The following is an 18,970-nucleotide window of genomic DNA, read 5'->3' on the forward strand; positions in this document are numbered from 1 at the left end:
AAAATAATTCAACCGATTTTGGATCATCACGATCAAGATCAAAGGCTAATTCCTGGCCGAAAATCAAAATTTTACTCTTAGGATTGCCCATTCCCAGGAAAAAGGGATTTGAGATATTGTTAAGAATATTGGAATCAGGATCTATCATGATCATCCTTTGGAATTTTGCATATGCTATTACCTGATTCTGGTCCAATATGGTGGCAAATTCTTTTTTGCCTTTGTTGATCAGATAATCTTTGTATTTGATTAAATTATTGTTTAAAAGAGAATTAAACATTGCAAAGTGTATTTAATAATCAAAAGGATGTCTAAGATTTTCTTTTTGATGCAATTTAAGAATAATGTTTTTATCCACAAAACTGTACTATTATGGTTTTGCTATGATGGCAAAGATTGATCATACATTAGCGGATAATGCCCATCTTTAACTCTTATTGTTCTTAAGTAACCATAAACAGTCCTTTAATGAATTCTTACATCTGTGTGAACCATTCTTGAAGTGAGCCGGCTTTTATTCAAATAGGTATATGTTCCTCCTGCTAGTTCGGGATGTTCTTCTTCAACCTCTTTAATAGTCTTTACCATCAGATTTATATCCTGCACATCCCAACTATTATCACCATTCAGGTCCATGACCCAGAAGTCAACGGCCATACCTTTTAAATGATAACTGTCATCAACGGCATTTGGTAGAAGATCATTATACCAGTGTGGACGTTTCTCGGAAATAATCAGGTATGCTGATGTGTGATATTTATCCTGCAACATTTTAGCAATTAATTGCTTTTTTTGCATGATCTTTTCTCCTCCCGGAATATGTGTTAGGTAGAAGGCAAACAAAAACAAGACCAGGAACAGCAAACCTGATACTGCTAAAATACGGGTCAACAACTTCATAGGTTTTAAACGCATCCATTATCAATACATTGTACGCCATTGATTACTTAATAATTGTAAGAGGTAAGGCAACATATAAAACATTTTTCCGTTTTTATTTTAGGACAATCTTGTGAACGCTATTTTTAGAACAGCATTTAAGTATTTGAATAAAAGCTCCTACCGAAGCAGTGCCAAAATCAATTATATAGGATTCTCCATCATCACTATCATTAAATGGTCCTAAAATACTATGTATAACTCCAAGCAATGGTTTTGATTCTGATATTCTGTTGAACCATTTATTAAACCAGACATCAATAATCCCTTTCACCGACTCTGCATTTGGATAAAAAACCATTTCACAATGGAACCAAGGAAATGGATTTACAACTATTTCAGTGGATCCCAATTGGAAATTAAAGGGTGAAAAGCCAGGAATATCTTCGACTAGCATTCCTTTATTTTTATCTTCCAAAATAGGCCAACATAAATGCGTTTCAACTCCTCTTTTCCTGTTATATGTTAGAAGATCATGACGATAATATTTTTTTTGTTCTGGTAAAACTGATTTGTTGATCATAGGACCGGGACTCCTATTGTATGGAAACATATCTTCCTCATCACAAAGAACAAACAAAGTTTTTGAATCATCATCACTTGCAATATTGTCCAACAACATTTCCATCTTTAATGAATCATATGCTTTTAAAAGATGCTTGATATAATCATTTCGAACCAAGGCAGCGGTTTTAACCAATCTTTCCATAAGCTTTAGATAGACTGAGTCCCTACATGATTACAATATGGATCATACAACTGCTGAATGCTTCCTGTTTGTGCAATGAATCCACCGGAAGTAATCCCCATGATTTTATATTCTTCTGGGAAGATTTCGTGTCCCAGATTATTTTGATCAACATCCATAGAAACGACCATGTTTCCATAACGGACTAAAATATAATTCGATGCATAACCTAGCATTATTCCTTCACCAATGGAAAGACTTCCTATGTGATTATCTTGTTCATCTCTGGCTACCAAAATTGAGCCGTACTGTATTACTGTCCTAATCATAACCTAAGTATTTTATAAAATTGAATTTGAATCTTATCACCAATCATTATTACCAAACAATACTTCAATGTCTATTGAATTTTCGTATTCAATTACTCTATAGAAAATATATTTCTTTGGTACTCCACCACCTCTTGATTCACAGATTAAACCTGTCCACATATTGCTGTTGATCTGCTTTCCATAGAATCCGTGAATAGAATGGGTATAATTAATATTGCTGGAAGAAATGGAATCAAAAACCTCAGCAAAATCTAAACTAAATTGAACTGGTTCAACGATATCATATACTATTTTCCTTTCCGAAATGAATCTTTTAGCATCTCGAAGCGCAGTTGTATCTGTGCTGAATATTTTTAGATTATTATTTGACGCTTGTTGTGCATTGGCACTCAAAAGAATTAGTACAAGGCAAATAGAAATAAGGCATCTCATGTTTCTGGTAATTAAATGATTATTAATTAGTTAATAGTGCCTCTTTTGAGGCATTTGCGTAGTAGATTTGGATTTGTTTATATTTTTTAGTTTGGAGAAGGTGGGTCATTGAGTTGAGTAAATTTTGAGATGGTGAGTTGGTAAGAGAGGTTGATACAAATTGTTTGTGGAGATTGTGTGATGATGAAATTGATTTTAGTAATTTTTTAGAGTAAGCATTGATTCCAAAAATTGCGATGGAACCTTGGTGTTTTGGGATAGATGAGATAATTGAATTAAAATACTGATGTGTTTTTTGAGGGCAGTAAGTAATTGAATGCTTTTTGTTAGAGTTTTTAGAAGGGTCTGTTTTTTTTGATTTGAGTTTGAAAGTGATGAAATCATTTTCTTTGAATGTGGGCATAAATTTAGATTTAGTGAAACATATGGTTACTTATAAGAAATACGATCTGACTATATGCGTGAAAGACACTGCATAATTACTAAATAGGTTCCACAGGAAAAAATTGAATATGCGGAATCTCCGCACTAATGTCAGGCTGACATGCTTGATGAGATTGATTTATTGCAAAAAACGGCTTATCAATTACTGTTCATAAATTGTTTTATTCGTTCACATTTTTCGTATTCTTCCTTCTTCGAAAAATGTTCTACCATAGTATTTAGAATATCCAACTGGCTTTTAAGAAGGTTTTTGTAATCAGCATTAGGTTTAGTAATGATTTCCATATATAACTGTTCAAATACTCCATCAAGGTCCTTAATATTCTTTTTTTCGATCAAACTTAATAGGAAATCAGCTGGGGGCTTATCTTTTTTGTTCATTGGGAAAATCTTAATTATTATCTTATTTCAATATTGAACTGTTTTTTACAATTATTCGTTCTGACCCCAGATCCATTTCCTGATTTGTAATAAATGAATAAAAGCGTGCATCAATAAGCAGCTCAGAAATTCTCACCTGATGCCAGGCAGGATTTTTGGGATCTGTCTTAATTATTATTTTAGCCTGTTGATTTTCTCCACCTTTATGGATTTGTAGTTTGTTTTTAGCACACTTTTCCCAGGCTTTCAAGTTTTCTGTTCTAGTTTCGATACGGATGTCAATATCCTTTCTATTCCCTTCTTCCCATAAGTCTTCCTCAAGCCATCTGGGTTTAATATTTTTTATATTATTTCGTCCAAAAGTCCTGATTTTTCTAATTAGCTCTGGTCCCAGGTAAACATTGGTTAAAAATACTTTTAACCAATCTCCAACTTGTTTAGTCTTTTGGTGACCTTTTACAAGAGGCATGGAATTGATATATTCAATATTATTATAGATTAGCCCATTTTTTACCTCAAAAGATATGTGTATTGGTTTTCCGTATTTTGTTATACCAGCACATCCATCCCAGTATTCTGCCGGTGAAAAAGATTCCCGTTCAAACTCCCTTTCGTCCTCATATATATGTTTTTCAATAATCCGGTTCACGGGTATGGACCGAAAGAATGTATCTCCTTCGCATTTTCCTGTTACATACCATTGGCCTTTTGATTCTTTTAATACATAAGGCATAAAGTCTTTTAGTGTTTTCTTTTCAGCTTCTTTATTCGGATAATAATTCCCGATGTAAATTAACTTCCTGATAATTACCCTGTCCTGAATTATCCAATATAGCTCTGTTATGTTTTCTGAAAGTTTGTAGTCTTTTAGAAAAGGAGTTTCAAAATCAACAATTGTTATGTGACTTTCATCTTTGAAGCTATCATCATAAATTTTTCGAGAACTCTTATCTAAACTTTCAAGCAGGCTAGCAAAAGGTAGTTCGCCATAGTTTTTTAGTGATGGTATCCAGGATTGTATGTCAGGGGCATGCTTTTCCGATATATTGTATTTTTCTATTTCTGAAATAACAATGTTTTTGTTGAGTTTGTACAAAAACTCTCTACCCAATCGGGATTGTTGCAGTATATCCTCCTGAACCAACTCATTTAATCTGTCGCGAAAAATTGTGGGCACTCCCTTATCATTGCTTTTATTTATAAAAGGGTGTTCATCAGTTTCGTCATTTTTCTTATTCAGGATTAAAAGATATTCGCCTTTGGTAACTTTTTGTAAAATTTCCTGCCTGGTAAACTTCCTGTTTGGGTTGTCCAGAAAGAATTTTAAGATAGCATATCGCTGACGCGATGTATTATCAAGAACAATATCAAGTAATGAGGACATATGCTTAAGTTTTTGTAAAGATATTGAATTTCATGCGGATATTCCGCATGATTAATTTCTTCCTCTGAGATTTAATGTATAATATTGCAAACTGAAAACCACATGCTGAATTAAACAGAATAACTATGCTACAAGATCCCGTTGATCATCTGCTTATGTCACTTCATAATAATTTTGGATGGGGTGATCCTTTTGAGGTTTTTGATAAAATGGATGAAGAATCAAATGCGGAAAGCGCTGATGAAAATCTGCCCACTTATCATGAAACGATAAAATATATGAATGAGAACGACATGCTTCAGCAAAAGTATCATTCACGACCAGGGATTCATTACAAAAAAGATGAGTGTTCATATAATTTTTCTAAGGAGAATGAAGGTCCCTGGCCGGATAATCTTTTTGACTTATTGGGTAAATATATAGTTGATAGGTACGATGAAGAAGGTAAGATCTATCTCTTCGAAGATTGTATTAGCAAAGTGGGCGAGAAGTATTTTATAGAATCTGGCCTAAACTTAAAAAAAGGGAAACAATACTTTATAAACATTGTCCGTGAAATAGTACTCTGGCACGAGCTTGGTCATTGGATCACACACTGGATGACAGGAAATGATAACTGCAGATGGAATCTTACCGAGTCATATATTATAAATGGATCAACCAAGGATACACATGAAGGCCTGGCACAAGCATTTACATTTTATGCTATCATTAAAATTTATGACCAAAATCAGCGAAACAATTACTTGCAGGTCTTTAACTATATGCTAAGAGATCAAGCATCTTGCTATCATAAACACTATGAGATAATGAATCATCCAAACTTCAGCTGGAAAGGATTGTTGAGGGGGATTAAGATGCTGCGCATTAAGGAAAATCCTGAACAGGTGACGATTGATAATCTGGTTAGCGAGATGCCTAAAATACTTTTTAATTAGAATTCCTAAATTTAACAATAACATTTAAGGTAATACTTAAAATTATGGAAACAGCAGAAATAAAGAAAATATTGGATGCAGCATTTTTTGATATAGATCGCTTTGGAAGAAGGTATCCATACAAAATCACTCTTGTTGATGGTTCAGAGCATATTGGAAGTTTGGCAAGAACAGATAGATCCGTAGATGGTACATATATTGAGATTTGTTTTAAAGTACACGATAACCCAAACTTATGGTTGGAGGATCCTGAGTACTTATCCGGGAATATGAAATGTCTTAACCCGGAGGAGATAATGAAGCTTGAAGTCTGGTCGGGTTATAATAATGAGAAAATGCATTTTATACAAGAAATTACAAGATGGTTAAATAATAGTATAATAAGACCCCATCTGAATAAACCAAAACACATATACAACATTGCTTTTCATCATTTATTAAGATGGTATCCTCAGATATCTGAAGCTGGCCTTGACACGTATGAATTAGACTTTAGTGAAAGAGTCTCAAATTGGAGAGTCTCGAGAAGAGCCCATAAGGCTATAATGGCTAAACTTCCCGATATTAAGGAGTTGACAAAAGGAAAAATCACGGATATATTAAAAGAAATAACTCATCCTGAACACAATGCTCCGGTTGCCGTAATTAAAGATAAGCTATTAGCGTTAAAAGATATTACAGAAAAAAATGTTGAAGATATATTAAATGCCGGGTATGAAGTAATATTAATATCGAAAGAAGAGAGTAAGATTCTTAATGGAGGTAAGAAAACTGATTACACATTGGATGGGAAAAAAGAAAAAGGAAAAGGCTATAGTAAATCCGGTTCGTATTCTGATCGTTTGAATTCAATCCAGGCCGAAATCATATCAAAGGATGAACGGGAACATTTAATTAAAACTTTGAAAAAGTATTATTAATAGTTAATCGCTTAAAAAAAATGATAAACCGTATAACTGATCATCTGTTAATGTCACTTCACAATGAATTCGGATGGGGTGATCCTTATGATGAACTCGACAAAATGTTTGGAGGAGACCGTGAAACGATTATTAAAATGATAGATTCGGGAATGTTGGGATATAATGGAGAACAATTTGGCACTGACAACCTGGGATCAGAATGGCAAAGAGCCGCAGGTTACAGAGAATATATCGCAATACCAAAGATTGACTTTAGTGAGAGCAATTGTGAGAATTATACCGAGATCATAGAAGCTTGTGAGAATGACAAACCCTTGCCAGGCAAAATATTTGATTTACTGGGAGAGTATAGGCTGAAAGAAAAGGATGCATATGATCAGCAGGGAGAGATAATTATTTATAATAGATGTATCAGGCAAGTTGGTAAAAAGATTTATAAAGAAACCAGCTTTGGAAGTGAAGTAACAGAAGATACGATAATCAATTATCTCTATGATATAGTTCTTTGGCATGAATTGGGTCATTGGGTCACACACTGGATGACAGATAGTAACTTGCACAGATGGAATAATCAGCCAAAATTGTTTGATGAAGCAAATACGGAACTTTTAGAAGGATTAGCACAATGTTTCACATATTATGCTATGAATCATCTTAAAGATGATAAAGAAAAAGAATGCTATATGAAAGTCTTCGAATCCCTGTTGAAGGATCAGCCGGATTGCTATCATAAACACAAAGAGATTATTCAGTGTAAAGTATTTACGTGGAAAGGCTTAATGAAAGGAATTGAAAATCTACGTACAGAAAATGATATTAATAAAGTAAGCCTGGAGGATTTGAAAAAAACAATATCCAAATATTGGCAAATTTAATTTAATCCGGGTCCAGAATTTCAATTACTTTACCACCAAGAGGGCCAAATTGAAATGCTTCTCCCTTTCTGAGTCCAATGAGTGCTTTGTATTCTTCAGAATCTTTCTTTATTGAAACGTATCCCTCATTACTTTTTCCCATAAAAACCAATAATTCTTCATTGTTGAATAAAACTTTTACGATGTCTCCATGCCTGATTTTCCTGGTCAAGTTGATGTTTTCCTGTAACTGTGATAGATGAAAATATTCTAATCTATTCTCCCCATAAAACAAATTAAGAACATCTTTTCCTTTGTTTTTAAGCAAATCATTAATCCCCTTTATTATAGGATCATTTGATTCAAAGTTGAGCTTGATCGGAGTTTTTTTGAAACTTGAAATTGTCTGTTTGTCCCTACATATAGTAGCTGCAGCCAGATAGCAAAAACAACAGGCAGGTATCTGTTTTACACTTGGTGAAGCGTACCCCCAATAATTTTGTTTGGTTTCAAATCCTATTTTGTACCCGTCTATCATGGCATTTAGAAATTCGTAATTCCTTAGCAGAGCATATGACATATTAGCTCTTCCTCTATTTGAAAATCTGCTGCCTGATTGACACCACAATTTATATGGTGCCTTGCGAATGAATGGTATCCAGCCCCTTACATATGACTGAAGGATTTCCTGGCTGTATCGAAGGGATTTCGGCACAAAATTTTTCTGAGTAAGCAGCCATGGTTTTTGCTCAACATTCTTCGTCCATTTTAACAGTAAGTCCTGTTTCATCTTTGAGTCATCAAACAGGAAACTTGTCTTCACCTCAAGATCTTTTGGTAATGCCAAACGAAAAGCAGGATTCTGAATAATAACTTCTTTCCAGCCTTTCTCCCTGATAATTGAGAAGGATTCATGGTCGAGCATTTCTTTTGGGAAAATTCTATCCGAGAAATCTGAAGTCTCGTTATTCAGTATGAGGTTGGTAGCCCTGATTACTGATAGTTCAATGGGCTCATTTTCTGAGACTGCTATGGTGTTTTCCAATATAAACCGGGTGGTTTTCTTTGCTGAGACTTTTGGATTGCGTAAAGATATTTTCTTTAAATCTTCAGGAAAACTCTTTGTTATTGCTTGTTTAAACTCTTTGCTTTCTTTGATGAATGGTTGAACCTTTAACAATTCTTTCCTGGTAAGCTCTTTATCCTCAACCCGTTCAATCCAGCCGGACATACAGGCCTCCTCAAAATTTTCTTGATGCCTGTTTCTTATATCTTCCGGAATCTTATCATAAAGTGCCGGGTTGATTTTGATTAATTGAACATAATCTTTTATTACAAATTTTACACCGAGTAGCTTCGATAATTCCGGCAAGGAAATGAATTCGATGTATTTTATTATATCCTTGATCTCAAAATTGCTAATGGTCCCTTTGATGATATCAGGGGCATGCTCGATGGAGAAATACCATAATTTCTTTCGTTGGATCCACCACTCTTTATGATCATTAAATTCCTGCATTGAATCAATTGCTGAATGATAATCTTCCAGGCGATCTTCCATTTTCAACTGCATGCTGGTTATAAAGAAATGGATATCATAAAACCAATCAGCAGGAGATTCATTATATCTTCCCTGACATTCATAAACAACCCGTTCCTGAATATCTGCCTTTAAAGCAACTACAGGTAATCCTTTACTATATAAAATATAAAATGAGTAATCGCTAAGGTAACTTCTGGCATAATTTTCGGAAGCAACGCACCATCCGGAGCCACGGCTGAGTGCAGAAAGTTTGGATGCGTTCTGAACTCCCTTGGCAACAAAAGTCCACCCATCCTGTATGATACTACCAAATTTAAAGGCTGACTTTAAAAAATACAATTTTGCAGGATTAAGATTGGGGCTTACCCGATTGTTCTTTATTCTTCTATACAACCAATCAATTACATCTTTGTCCGGGGTCGCAACGGCTCTTCTTGATCCATAGCCCGCTTGCTCAAACATGGAGCGCAGCAACAGAATTTGGTAAGCAGGTTGGCTCTTGTATTCAGTTGCCATCAGTTTAATCCAAAGATCAAATTGCCGCTTTTTTCTCTTGTTGATTATATCAACGAGTAATTCAGTAGCTTCGTTTACCCCTTTTTCTGCTTTGGTTTTTCTAATGAACTCAAGCTGTTCCTTATCAAGCTCCTGATCGGTGGTGATGGCAAGGTCTAAATCAACATGCTGCTTGGATATAAAAAAATGCTTTGTATTGGCCACTAAAGGCCAAGTGACCTGCTCCATTAATGCAGGCAGCATGGTTTCTTTAATAAAATTGATTAAAGTATGCTGATCTTTAACAACCGTCTGCCATGCGATCTCATTCTCATATTTGGCTACTACAATATTTAGGCAAGGATCATCAATCCCAAACTTTTTGAGTTTTGTTGGATATTTATAGTTGGCTGATGACATACTTTAATGGCTGATTCATTTATTGAATAAATGTCCGGGATGATTAAGATTCTCTATAACTTTTATTCCGGCATCTTCATATGCCTTGTCCGGATCCGGACGATTGCTTTGGGGTAATTTTTTATCTTCATCCTTATGAATCCAGACAATCTTCTGGCCTAAATATACATCAATCGCCTCCTCAATACTATTTGTGTCTTTTAATCTTAAAACAAGCTGTTTTACAGGAACCTTATGTTCATGCTTTAACTTGCAGCTCGATCTGTTCTTCTGCTTCTCAAATTTTGCCTGCTCACCCCAACCTATTTCAAATATATCTCCCAAATCATTGTCATCACAGTACTTTTTTGCCATTTCACTTACTCCTACCGGAACATAATCACCTGTAACCCTGAATGACCTGTCGATTAAATACCTTAGAGAACTTATCTGCTTCTTTAGTATTTTTCTTGCTCCAGGATCATATTCTCTTTCGTAATCATCTTCAATCTGCAATAATATATCCTTCATGTAAAAACCGGCTTTCGCAAATGGTTCAAAAATTTTGGTTGCATCCATAAAATACTATTTATTGTTGGTTTCGAAATTTCCCTTTTCGTATTAAATATACGAAAATAATTTAGGTTATATAAGAATTACAGACTCACCAGTTACTCTTTTCTCAAAATTTACTCAGTGAAGTGAGAAGTTCGCGCACTTCAACAATCAACACTGAGCCTGACCTGACGAATGGAAGGTCTAATCCCTGATCGTCAATCCTTTTCGATTGAAGATCAGGGATCAACGATTTTTGATTTTTGAAGAATGTCCTCCTTCGCTAAAGCTTCGGAGGACGAAGGTGGAGCTGGAGGGAGTCGAACCCTCGTCCAAACAAGGAACAAAGATGCTTTCTACATGCTTAGCCGATTGTTGATTGTCGGGCAAGACCCGGGAAACGGCACCCAAATCTGACCGTATCTTCTTATTTTCGCCGCGGTGCCGAAGCTTCACCACAACTAGCCCGATGTTGATGAGCGCTTCTTGGCCCGGCCGGAATCAGGCGGATCCACCGGAGAAACGTCTCGTCCCAAAACCTTGTCCCGGGATTATGCCTGCTCTACTTGATTCGATTAGGCAGCGAGAGCGAAATTGTTATCGCCAGTTGTTGTTTTGCAGATGAGTTAACAGGCGTATCTGCAATGCCCGGCATGCTTACACGTTCATCCACCTTGCTGTCAAAACCGGTCAGCCCCGGATGTGAATTGTCAATTCTGTGTTGTCAATTCTGTATTTGCATTGTGACGTGCAATTAACATATAATGATCTCCGATCTCCGATCTCCGATCTCAGATCTGCGATCTGCGATCTGCGATCTGCGATCTGCGATCTGCGATCTGCGATCTGCGATCTGCGATCTTAATGCCAAAAAGTTTGCAAATATAGTGATTTTTCGCATTGATTATGAGCTTTTTTGTTTTTTTATTATTCCTGAATACTACAGATTGAAGAGGATGTAAATATTCATTGGAAGCAATCTAATATTCGACGAAAATAATCGAATATTAAAACTAGTGTTTTTACCCAGCGTATCGGATACTTGTTTTTTGGAAATTCCGGATTTTTTGGTAATATTTGACCAATTTATTGACCCGAACCAAAACCATGCTATGATTACTGTTGCGAAGAAGGCTTTTCTGCTTCTCTTATTTGTATTTTTTACAGCGTTCCTCTATGCTGATGAGTTTAAAGTGATCTCCTTCGAAAGCGATCCTTCTGACCTTTCTGCCCAGCGCTTTTCCAGAAAAGACATCAACGATCGTAATTGCGCGATCATTAAAGTGAAAACCGATCTTAGCGGACTCAGCTTCAATGCCAATAAAGGGATTGAAGGTAATGTGATCGAAAAAACCGGTGAGTATTGGCTCTATGTCTCCCCTGGTGAAAAGCGGATTGAAGTTAAAAAACAAGATTTTATTCCTTTGCAATTTGATCTGAACCGGAACATTGAATCGGGAATGGTATATGTGCTTATCCTGACAAGCCAGGATATGTTTGATAAGGGTAACACCACGGGATTTCTGCTGCTTATCAGTGAACCAACAGACGCAGAGGTCTGGATAAACGGCGAGTACCGGGGACAAACCACTTTTCAGAATGAGTTTCAGCAAGGCCAATACTCCTTGCGCCTGGTGAAAGAAATGTACGATCCTCTTGAGACCAGTTTTACAATTTATCCGGATTCAACACTGGAGATTTCATCAACCCTTATGGCCGCTTATAGCGTGGTTAATATAGTCTCCCTCCCTGAAGATAGTGCAGGCATCATCCTGGATGATAAACCTTTGGGTGCATTTACCCCTTTTTCAGCGCAGATCACGCCGGGCAGACATAAACTGACTCTCCGGAAAGAGCTTTTTGAACCGCTGACCTATGAATTTGATATTGAAAAAGGTGAAACACGCAGCCTGGATCTCGAGATGAAGCCCATCTTCGGAATTGTAAATATTACTTCTCCGGCAGATGTTGAGATATTTGTTGATGGAAATTCTGTGGGCAAAGGCTCTTTTTCAGGAAGATTGCCTAAAGGAATGCATACAATCGAGGGGCGTAAGGATAGCCATCATCCGCATACCGAAAAAATCGAAATCATAACGGGACAGAATCATGTTATAAGCCTCTCTCCAATCCCAATAACAGGATCACTTTCCGTGCAGTCTGAACCGCCCAAAGCTGATATTTTTATCGATGGCGACCCATATGGCACTACTCCGCGTATTATCAACGATCTTCTGGTTGGAAACCATGTCCTTGAGCTTAGAATGGACGGAAAAGAACCCGTAATTCGCCAGATAACCATCAGCGAAGATACAAGAACCCAGGCCTCAGAGTCTCTGGTCGCAGCAGCCATTGTGCCTGTTAAACCCAAAAAACAGGAGGAACAACCGGGTACTCAAAAACAGGCAGAATCGGAACCAAAAGCCCAAACACAAAAGAAAGAGGGCTTCGGACATAAAGGTTTTTATATTAAGCCTTTTGCAAAGTACTCGTTCGGTATGGCGGGAATGGGTAACCTTTATCCATTTTCCCAATACAATTACAGCTATGAACGATACAACTCAGACTCCAGAACCTATACCTATGAAACAAACCGCATAATGCCAGGAAAAGGGTTTTCCTACGGCGGCGCCTTGGGGTATTATTTTAATGATTATTTCGGATTTGAATTTGAAATGAACTCATTTAATGGTGCCAGGAAAGAACTGACCTGGGATTATGCCGTTGCGAGCGATACGTATAATTATGTGATCAATGAGTTGCAGACCTTTCAATCCAAATCTTTAAACTATACTGCTTCAGTGCTGTTGGCTCTTCCTACAGAATATATCCTTTTCTATTCACGGATCGGGGCTGTGCTGTCAAATACGAAAATCAGGATAAGCATGGAAATCGATGATGTATATAATTATATCCCTTCAGGATCTTCCTTCTGGGAAACCGAGACATATCAATATTTTGAGGAATGGGAGTATACCGGACCAATGTCTTTCGGACTAAAAGGAGGGCTTGGCATCGATGTAAAAATTGCCGATCACTTCTACTGGAATCTTGAGCTTACCGGTCAATACCTGACTTTTACACCGGATAATGGCTCCCGTCTGGATGCTTATGAATATGAAAACGGGCAGCCTGTGAATATTGAGAACTCTGACTATTATACCCGGATTGAGTTTTTGGAGGAGTATACCGTACCTGCAGATTTTGATGATATTGATAAATCCCAACCCAGAAAAGTTATGGAATGTACCTATCCATTTCATTCTATCGGTTTTGTTTCTGGTTTTAAAATAAAGTTTTGATATGAGATATAGTTTACAAATCAGGATCACTTGTTTTCTGTTATTGCTTTTCCTGGGCCTGACAACAGGATTTTCTCAATCGGCTTACCTTGGGGCCTATGGCGGATCGTATCTGTATGCAGTTACAGACAACCTTTATGATTATTCCAACAATGGAATCGAAAATTATTACCATTCGAAAAAGATCTCCGGAGGCCGTGGCTATAACCTGGGAATCAAAGCTGGTATCAAAGTGAACGACTATCTTGGCCTGGAATTATTGCTTAATTCTTTTAATGGCAAGGAAGGAACCCTGTATTCAGAGTATCTGTATTCCTATTGGGTGGATACCCTTCGCGATACTATTATGGTTAAAATCAGTGGTTCCAGAAAAGCAAGAATGATAAGGATTATACCTTCACTAAGGTTTTCCTTGCCGGGAGACCATCGTGTTAATCCATACATCAGGATCGGAGGGATAATCGGATTTCCTAAAATGACCATTAATACGTCGGATGAAGATGATGATGATCGTGATGGTGTGTTGGACTATGACGATATTGTCTATGAATATAAAGGCGGGATGGCTTTTGGATTTCATGCCGGGGCGGGTGTGGAAATAAAAATTATTGAAAAGTTATTCCTATCGCTGGAGATCGCAGGTAATGTAATTTCCTGGACTCCTGAACGCAGTACGGTAACAGAATGGACAACCAACGGAACCAATGTGATCAATAATAAATCAAAATATGATCTTGAAACGGAATACGTGAAGGAATATAGCTATGATCCCAATAATATCGATGAAACATCACCCAGGAAATCAGTAAGGTTTTCTATTCCATACAGCAACATAGAATGGAACGCAGGCATTGTATACAGATTTTAATTATAAGATAAAAGCAAATCCATGAAGGTATTTTTTACACTGCTACTTCTTTTTTTGTACTGTTCTACGGGTGTTTTTTCCCAGGAAATACAGGAAATACTCCAATCCGGGAACTTCATCTGGGGCAGGGGAGAAGCTATAACATACCAGAAAGCAGATAAAATGGCTCTCGACGATCTTATTTCCAAGATTTCTGTGGAGGTGCAGAGCGATTTTGTAAACATGGTGGTTGAAGAAAACGACAGCATCCTGGAATACACAAAAGCCGTTGTTAGAACCTATTCAAACATACATTTATACTGGTCTGAGAGCAAGGTTGAGGAGGACGAATCCCAGGGCCTGACACGTGTATACCGTTTTATCAAAAAAGACAACCTTCATAAAATTTTTGATGATCGCAAAACCAAGATCATCGATTATGCCAAAACCGGTTATGAAGCTGAAACCGAATTACGCCTGGATGATGCCTTGAGAAACTACTACTGGGCTTTGGTACTGCTAAGAAGCCATCCTGAACACGGCAGCCTGAAGTTTAAGCTGGGCGATCATACGGAAGTCTTACTGTCAACCCGACTTTATGATAAAATAAACCAGTTGCTTAGTAACCTGGATATCAGCATTTACCAGGTCATGGAGGATAAAGATAAGAATGTTAAAACCTTTACCATAAAGATTGATTATGATGGCAAGCCAATTGAAGGGCTTGATTACCAGTATTTTTCAGGAAATAATTATACCGAAGCACGAGGAAAAGATGGTTTTGGTGTGATCGAACTATTCGGAGCATCTGCCGAATCTTTGGACAAAATCAGGGTATTGGTTGAGTATCAATATACCAACAAATGCGAATGGGATAGCGAACTTTCAAGCGTTATCAATAACACTCCCCCTCCTCCTTTTTTTAGGAAATCAGAATACTGGTTGCGGCTTCCCGACAGGGAAAGCATCACCGGCATGAAAAGTAAAAAGGCCCATATAACCTATCAAACCTTGCAGGATAATAATATCCGGAAAAAAGATTACAGGAAAACAGTTAATGATATTATTGAGGGAATTCAAACGGGAAATGTGCAATCTCTTGAGCATTTCTTTACCTGGGAAGGGTATGAAATGTTCATCAAGCTTGTTCACAATGGAAATGTGAAGGTGTTGCCGCTTACCGATACTATGAGCATAATAGAGGTCAATGATGAAGTTATGGTGCGCTCAGTGCCAATGCTCTTTGCTTTTCAAAATAACACGAAAAAATTCCTGGAAAATGTTGTTTTTATTTTTAATAAAGATCAAAAGATCGATGCAATATCGTTTGCTCTGAGCGATAAGGCAATAGGTGACATCGCAAATATGCCGGAAAGATGGGGTAGCGTTGAAGAAAAATACCAGCTCATAAAATTTATGGAATATTATAAGACGGCCTACTCATTGAAACGGCTTGATTATATCGAATCCATTTTTGCCGATGATGCCCTCATCATTGTCGGTCATGTGTTGGAAAAGGCTGAGCCTATTGATGGAATGTACATGAAACTGGGAAATGATCAGGTGAAGTACATCCGCAGAACCAAAAAAGAATACATGGAATCATTAAGAAAAGTTTTTATCAGCAACGAATTTGTTAACATCCAGTTTGAAGGTTCCGATGTGGAAAGAATTAATGATCCCTCTGATAAATTATACGGAATACAGATCGAACAACATTATTACTCGGCAAATTATGCTGATAAGGGATTTTTGTTTTTATTAATAGATTTGAATGATACCATGAACCCCAAAATCTATGTCCGGTCCTGGCAACCTCAAAAAAATCCCAATGGCAGTATTATCGGCCTGAGTGATTTTCACTTTTAGTGCTGAAAACAACATAGCCGCTTATTTTTCCTTTACTTCTTCAATACAAGCTCATAAGTAAATTCACGCTGTGTGGGTATTTGAATGTCTGCTTTGTCAGGACTGGTAACCATCGCCTCTGCAGTTCCAATTGTACTTTGCTTGACCAGGATGCCTTTTTCCCAGGAAAAATACCAGGTTTCGCTACCTTCAAGCGTGCCCCTGGTTACAAGGTTAATTCCTTCCTGTATGCCTTGTCCCTCAATAGTTCCTGAAAATCTGTTTACTATCCTGGCACATTCCATTCCTTCAATAGTGTCTGTACCATCGAATGTTTGATGGTTGTTAAATATCAGTATGACTTTACTGTCGTTTTCTGATTCATTAATCGTATCCGAATATTTCCATGAATCTCCTTGTTTTACAAGCTCATGCGGGAGTTTTGGAAAGAAATTCTGGTAGTTCATCGCCACCGATCTGGATTGTCCGGGGATTAATTCATACTTTACATTATCTGCACCGGTGATTACCGGATTTCTTCCATCCGGGTCAATGCAAAGATTAAATGATTTCCCTGTCGCACCGCTGACATCGCCGCTACTCTCTCCACGGGGACTGGCTATTTTCGTTTCCATTTCGTCAATGGTTACCTTGTAATCCAACTTTCCCTTTGTTTTTAATGCCGGTTCCATTGAGAAAATTAAATCTACGGTAATTCCAATTTCAATGTCGTTTCCCTGAAAACTAACCTTTTCATTAAGTTCAGTGTCCCAGTCATACAGCAGTGCTTGCCCGTCTTTGTTGCTATATTTCATGGCCAGTCCGGTTTCCGGGCTTCCTGTCAGGTCTTTCTTTACCTTGCAGCCTGACAGAATTACAATTGTCATTATCCCTGCCATTAACAGCATAGGGATCCAATTTACTTTACTTTTCATAATTCTTCATTTTTAATTCATTCATAACTTTCAATTACTCTCAGTTTTATCAGCTCGTTTACGATATCCATAATTTCCGATTTGTGCATGTCGCTTACACCTGCCTTATCCATTATTTCTGGAACACTCATGAATTCTGCGCTTGGAAAGGGCAGGTGGAACAGAAACCTGCCCTGAGGGATGGAAAGGTTTATCTTTCTTTCTTTCCTTTCGCGGCCAGTACCTTCCCAAATGGTAACATTACTAATGTATTGTCCGTCGCGCGAAGTCGAAAACCGCGCACCTGAATTCTGGCATTCACGTACCAAAGTCAATATTTTGTTTTCAGGAGGTTGAGCATTCAGGTAAGGACCGAGATCAATATCCATGATGATGCGTTTCTTAAGCAGCGAATAGCGAAAATATGGGCGTTTTTTCTCATATACCTCTTCTTTCGACAAGATGCCCATATCTGTCATTGCTTCCATAAAATCCTGAACCGTCTTGATGTGTAGCCCTAACCTGGAGGCCGCCTCTGATGAAGATATCGACCTGTAAGTAGCCAGCAACCTGAACAGATCTTCGGCGTAGTCTTTGGATATATAGGATCCAAGTATGGCAGCGGTTTTAAAATCCATCGTTACGATAGTTGATTAAATGTTAAAATAATCCCGAACTGACACTATTAAGCCTGTAGAAAATATGTTTTTCATCACCCTTTGCGTAGGCATCAAGAAACTCTATGAACAAACTGCCAAGCGATTGGCAAATCTGATCGAAAGCAAATGCTTCACGATATTGATTATAATCCAGGTCAGTAATATGAACGGTTACCAGTCCATCGGCTCCAAAGGCAACCCAGGAATTGTCTGAATAATCACTGTTGTATGACAGTATCTTTGATTTTGGCATGTTCAGGAATATGAAAACTTTGTCTTTTTCAAAAACCGGGATTGCAATGAGGTTCGAACGGATGAACCTTGCAAATTTTTTGATGGTATTCCAATCATGCCCAGCCTTCCCGGCAGGGTAAGGCCTTTTTGTAAACCCATTTTTCACTTCATTTACAGGACTGGCTGCCAATTCCAGAATGTCCTGAGAACGCCAGTGAAATTCTCTGAGTATGGTTAGAATAATCGTCCAGATTGACAATAATATAAAGATGGTGATCAGCGTGATCATAATTGGTTCGCGCATGTTAATTCCCAAAAAAACAATCGCGATGCATATATATGATAGTAGGTAGAAGTTCAGCACTTTTACCAGATAGGCTATTTTACCGGTCCTTATCAGAAATATTAATGAAAAGGTTCCATAGACCAGCCCGACCGGGGCTAGAAGAATGATCCCGAGGCCAAAGAAAAATATTGTTAACAAGATGAAAGGTCCCAATATAATCCAGATGAGAGCTTCGGTTTTCAGATCGGAAGATTTTAGTTTTCTTTCCATGGTTGATAAATCTTTGGATTAATACTTTAATAGTAAATAAAGTGATTTTAGAATTTCTGATCGTTTTGCAGGTGAGGGAGATTTTTCAAAGTCTAAAACTTTTATAAAACGCGGTAGAAACGCTGCATGCTCTCCCAGGCGAATATGCCCTGCATCAATATAATTTACTTCTTCAATGGTTGGGTCAACTGGAACCCATCCCGCTTCTCCCATATAGATTTCTGTCCATGCATGTTGTCCGAATATGCCTCCATTATCGGGCAGGTACATGCATCCCCTTACCATCCTGGCCGGTATTCCGAC

Annotated in this window: 20 protein-coding genes and 1 other RNA gene; 6 read left to right on the forward strand and 15 right to left on the reverse strand. The window is 37.5% G+C overall.

The genetic code is table 11. The features are described from left to right. From KKA81_15160 to KKA81_15195, 8 genes are all read right to left on the reverse strand, one after another. On the reverse strand, window positions 1–280 hold a 280-nt coding region (locus KKA81_15160), incomplete at its 3' end, for a hypothetical protein (GenBank protein MBU2652267.1). Between the two features lie 185 nt (window positions 281–465). Next, window positions 466–900 (reverse strand): hypothetical protein, encoded by a 435-nt coding sequence (locus KKA81_15165; GenBank protein ID MBU2652268.1) that lies wholly within the window; start codon window positions 898–900, stop codon window positions 466–468. Window positions 901–994: 94 nt separating this feature from the next. Next, window positions 995–1,648 carry a hypothetical protein gene (locus KKA81_15170; GenBank protein MBU2652269.1) on the reverse strand — a complete coding sequence of 218 codons (654 nt, stop codon included), beginning with the start codon at window positions 1,646–1,648 and terminating at the stop codon, window positions 995–997. A gap of 5 nt (window positions 1,649–1,653) precedes the next feature. Next, window positions 1,654–1,956, reverse strand: a complete 303-nt coding sequence (locus KKA81_15175) for a hypothetical protein (protein ID MBU2652270.1) — start codon at window positions 1,954–1,956, stop codon at window positions 1,654–1,656. A gap of 36 nt (window positions 1,957–1,992) precedes the next feature. Continuing rightward, window positions 1,993–2,391, reverse strand: a complete 399-nt coding sequence (locus KKA81_15180) for a hypothetical protein (protein ID MBU2652271.1) — start codon at window positions 2,389–2,391, stop codon at window positions 1,993–1,995. A 22-nt stretch (window positions 2,392–2,413) separates the two neighbouring features. Beyond that, a complete protein-coding gene (locus KKA81_15185; protein MBU2652272.1) occupies window positions 2,414–2,794 on the reverse strand; it encodes a hypothetical protein in 381 nt (126 codons plus the stop codon). 179 nt (window positions 2,795–2,973) lie between these two features. Next, the gene (locus KKA81_15190) at window positions 2,974–3,216 is read right to left on the reverse strand and encodes a hypothetical protein (GenBank protein ID MBU2652273.1); all 243 of its coding nucleotides are present in this window, start codon (window positions 3,214–3,216) and stop codon (window positions 2,974–2,976) included. A 22-nt stretch (window positions 3,217–3,238) separates the two neighbouring features. Beyond that, window positions 3,239–4,600 (reverse strand): WYL domain-containing protein, encoded by a 1,362-nt coding sequence (locus KKA81_15195; protein MBU2652274.1) that lies wholly within the window; start codon window positions 4,598–4,600, stop codon window positions 3,239–3,241. 125 nt (window positions 4,601–4,725) lie between these two features. Between KKA81_15195 and KKA81_15200 the strand changes: the two genes are divergently transcribed. Genes KKA81_15200 through KKA81_15210 form a run of 3 tightly spaced genes read left to right on the forward strand, consistent with a single transcriptional unit; the run spans window position 4,726 to window position 7,336 of the window. Next, window positions 4,726–5,538 (forward strand): hypothetical protein, encoded by an 813-nt coding sequence (locus KKA81_15200; protein MBU2652275.1) that lies wholly within the window; start codon window positions 4,726–4,728, stop codon window positions 5,536–5,538. Between the two features lie 44 nt (window positions 5,539–5,582). Further along, on the forward strand, window positions 5,583–6,458 hold the full coding sequence (locus KKA81_15205) for a hypothetical protein (protein ID MBU2652276.1): 876 nt from the start codon (window positions 5,583–5,585) through the stop codon (window positions 6,456–6,458). A 20-nt stretch (window positions 6,459–6,478) separates the two neighbouring features. After that, on the forward strand, window positions 6,479–7,336 hold the full coding sequence (locus KKA81_15210) for a hypothetical protein (GenBank protein ID MBU2652277.1): 858 nt from the start codon (window positions 6,479–6,481) through the stop codon (window positions 7,334–7,336). A 1-nt stretch (window position 7,337) separates the two neighbouring features. On the opposite strand, the gene KKA81_15215 is transcribed toward KKA81_15210, so the two are convergent. The 3 genes from KKA81_15215 to ssrA form a co-directional block, all read right to left on the reverse strand. Then, a complete protein-coding gene (locus tag KKA81_15215; protein MBU2652278.1) occupies window positions 7,338–8,876 on the reverse strand; it encodes a hypothetical protein in 1,539 nt (512 codons plus the stop codon). A gap of 912 nt (window positions 8,877–9,788) precedes the next feature. Beyond that, complete coding sequence (locus KKA81_15220) at window positions 9,789–10,331, reverse strand: hypothetical protein (protein ID MBU2652279.1); 543 nt, start codon at window positions 10,329–10,331, stop codon at window positions 9,789–9,791. Between the two features lie 278 nt (window positions 10,332–10,609). Then, window positions 10,610–11,005, reverse strand: a transfer-messenger RNA (tmRNA) gene (ssrA, locus tag KKA81_15225). A gap of 414 nt (window positions 11,006–11,419) precedes the next feature. On the opposite strand from ssrA, the gene KKA81_15230 reads away from it, so the two are divergent. Genes KKA81_15230 through KKA81_15240 form a run of 3 tightly spaced genes read left to right on the forward strand, consistent with a single transcriptional unit; the run spans window position 11,420 to window position 16,325 of the window. Next, window positions 11,420–13,609, forward strand: coding sequence for a PEGA domain-containing protein (locus KKA81_15230; protein MBU2652280.1), 2,190 nt, complete (start codon window positions 11,420–11,422; stop codon window positions 13,607–13,609). Window position 13,610: 1 nt separating this feature from the next. Continuing rightward, on the forward strand, window positions 13,611–14,477 hold the full coding sequence (locus KKA81_15235; GenBank protein MBU2652281.1) for a porin family protein: 867 nt from the start codon (window positions 13,611–13,613) through the stop codon (window positions 14,475–14,477). Window positions 14,478–14,498: 21 nt separating this feature from the next. Continuing rightward, window positions 14,499–16,325 carry an LPP20 family lipoprotein gene (locus KKA81_15240; protein MBU2652282.1) on the forward strand — a complete coding sequence of 609 codons (1,827 nt, stop codon included), beginning with the start codon at window positions 14,499–14,501 and terminating at the stop codon, window positions 16,323–16,325. 32 nt (window positions 16,326–16,357) lie between these two features. Here the strand turns inward: KKA81_15240 and KKA81_15245 are convergent, their stop codons facing one another. From KKA81_15245 to KKA81_15260, 4 genes are all read right to left on the reverse strand, one after another. After that, on the reverse strand, window positions 16,358–17,239 hold the full coding sequence (locus KKA81_15245; protein ID MBU2652283.1) for a hypothetical protein: 882 nt from the start codon (window positions 17,237–17,239) through the stop codon (window positions 16,358–16,360). A 17-nt stretch (window positions 17,240–17,256) separates the two neighbouring features. Continuing rightward, window positions 17,257–17,856, reverse strand: coding sequence for a hypothetical protein (locus KKA81_15250; protein MBU2652284.1), 600 nt, complete (start codon window positions 17,854–17,856; stop codon window positions 17,257–17,259). 22 nt (window positions 17,857–17,878) lie between these two features. Continuing rightward, window positions 17,879–18,667: a hypothetical protein gene (locus tag KKA81_15255; protein MBU2652285.1), complete on the reverse strand. Its 789-nt coding sequence runs from the start codon at window positions 18,665–18,667 to the stop codon at window positions 17,879–17,881. 18 nt (window positions 18,668–18,685) lie between these two features. Next, window positions 18,686–18,970, reverse strand: a 285-nt coding sequence (locus tag KKA81_15260; GenBank protein ID MBU2652286.1) for a transglutaminase-like domain-containing protein, incomplete at its 5' end; no start/stop codon positions are given.

It is taken from the genome of Bacteroidota bacterium (assembly GCA_018831055.1).
GTDB lineage: Bacteria > Bacteroidota > Bacteroidia > Bacteroidales > B18-G4 > M55B132.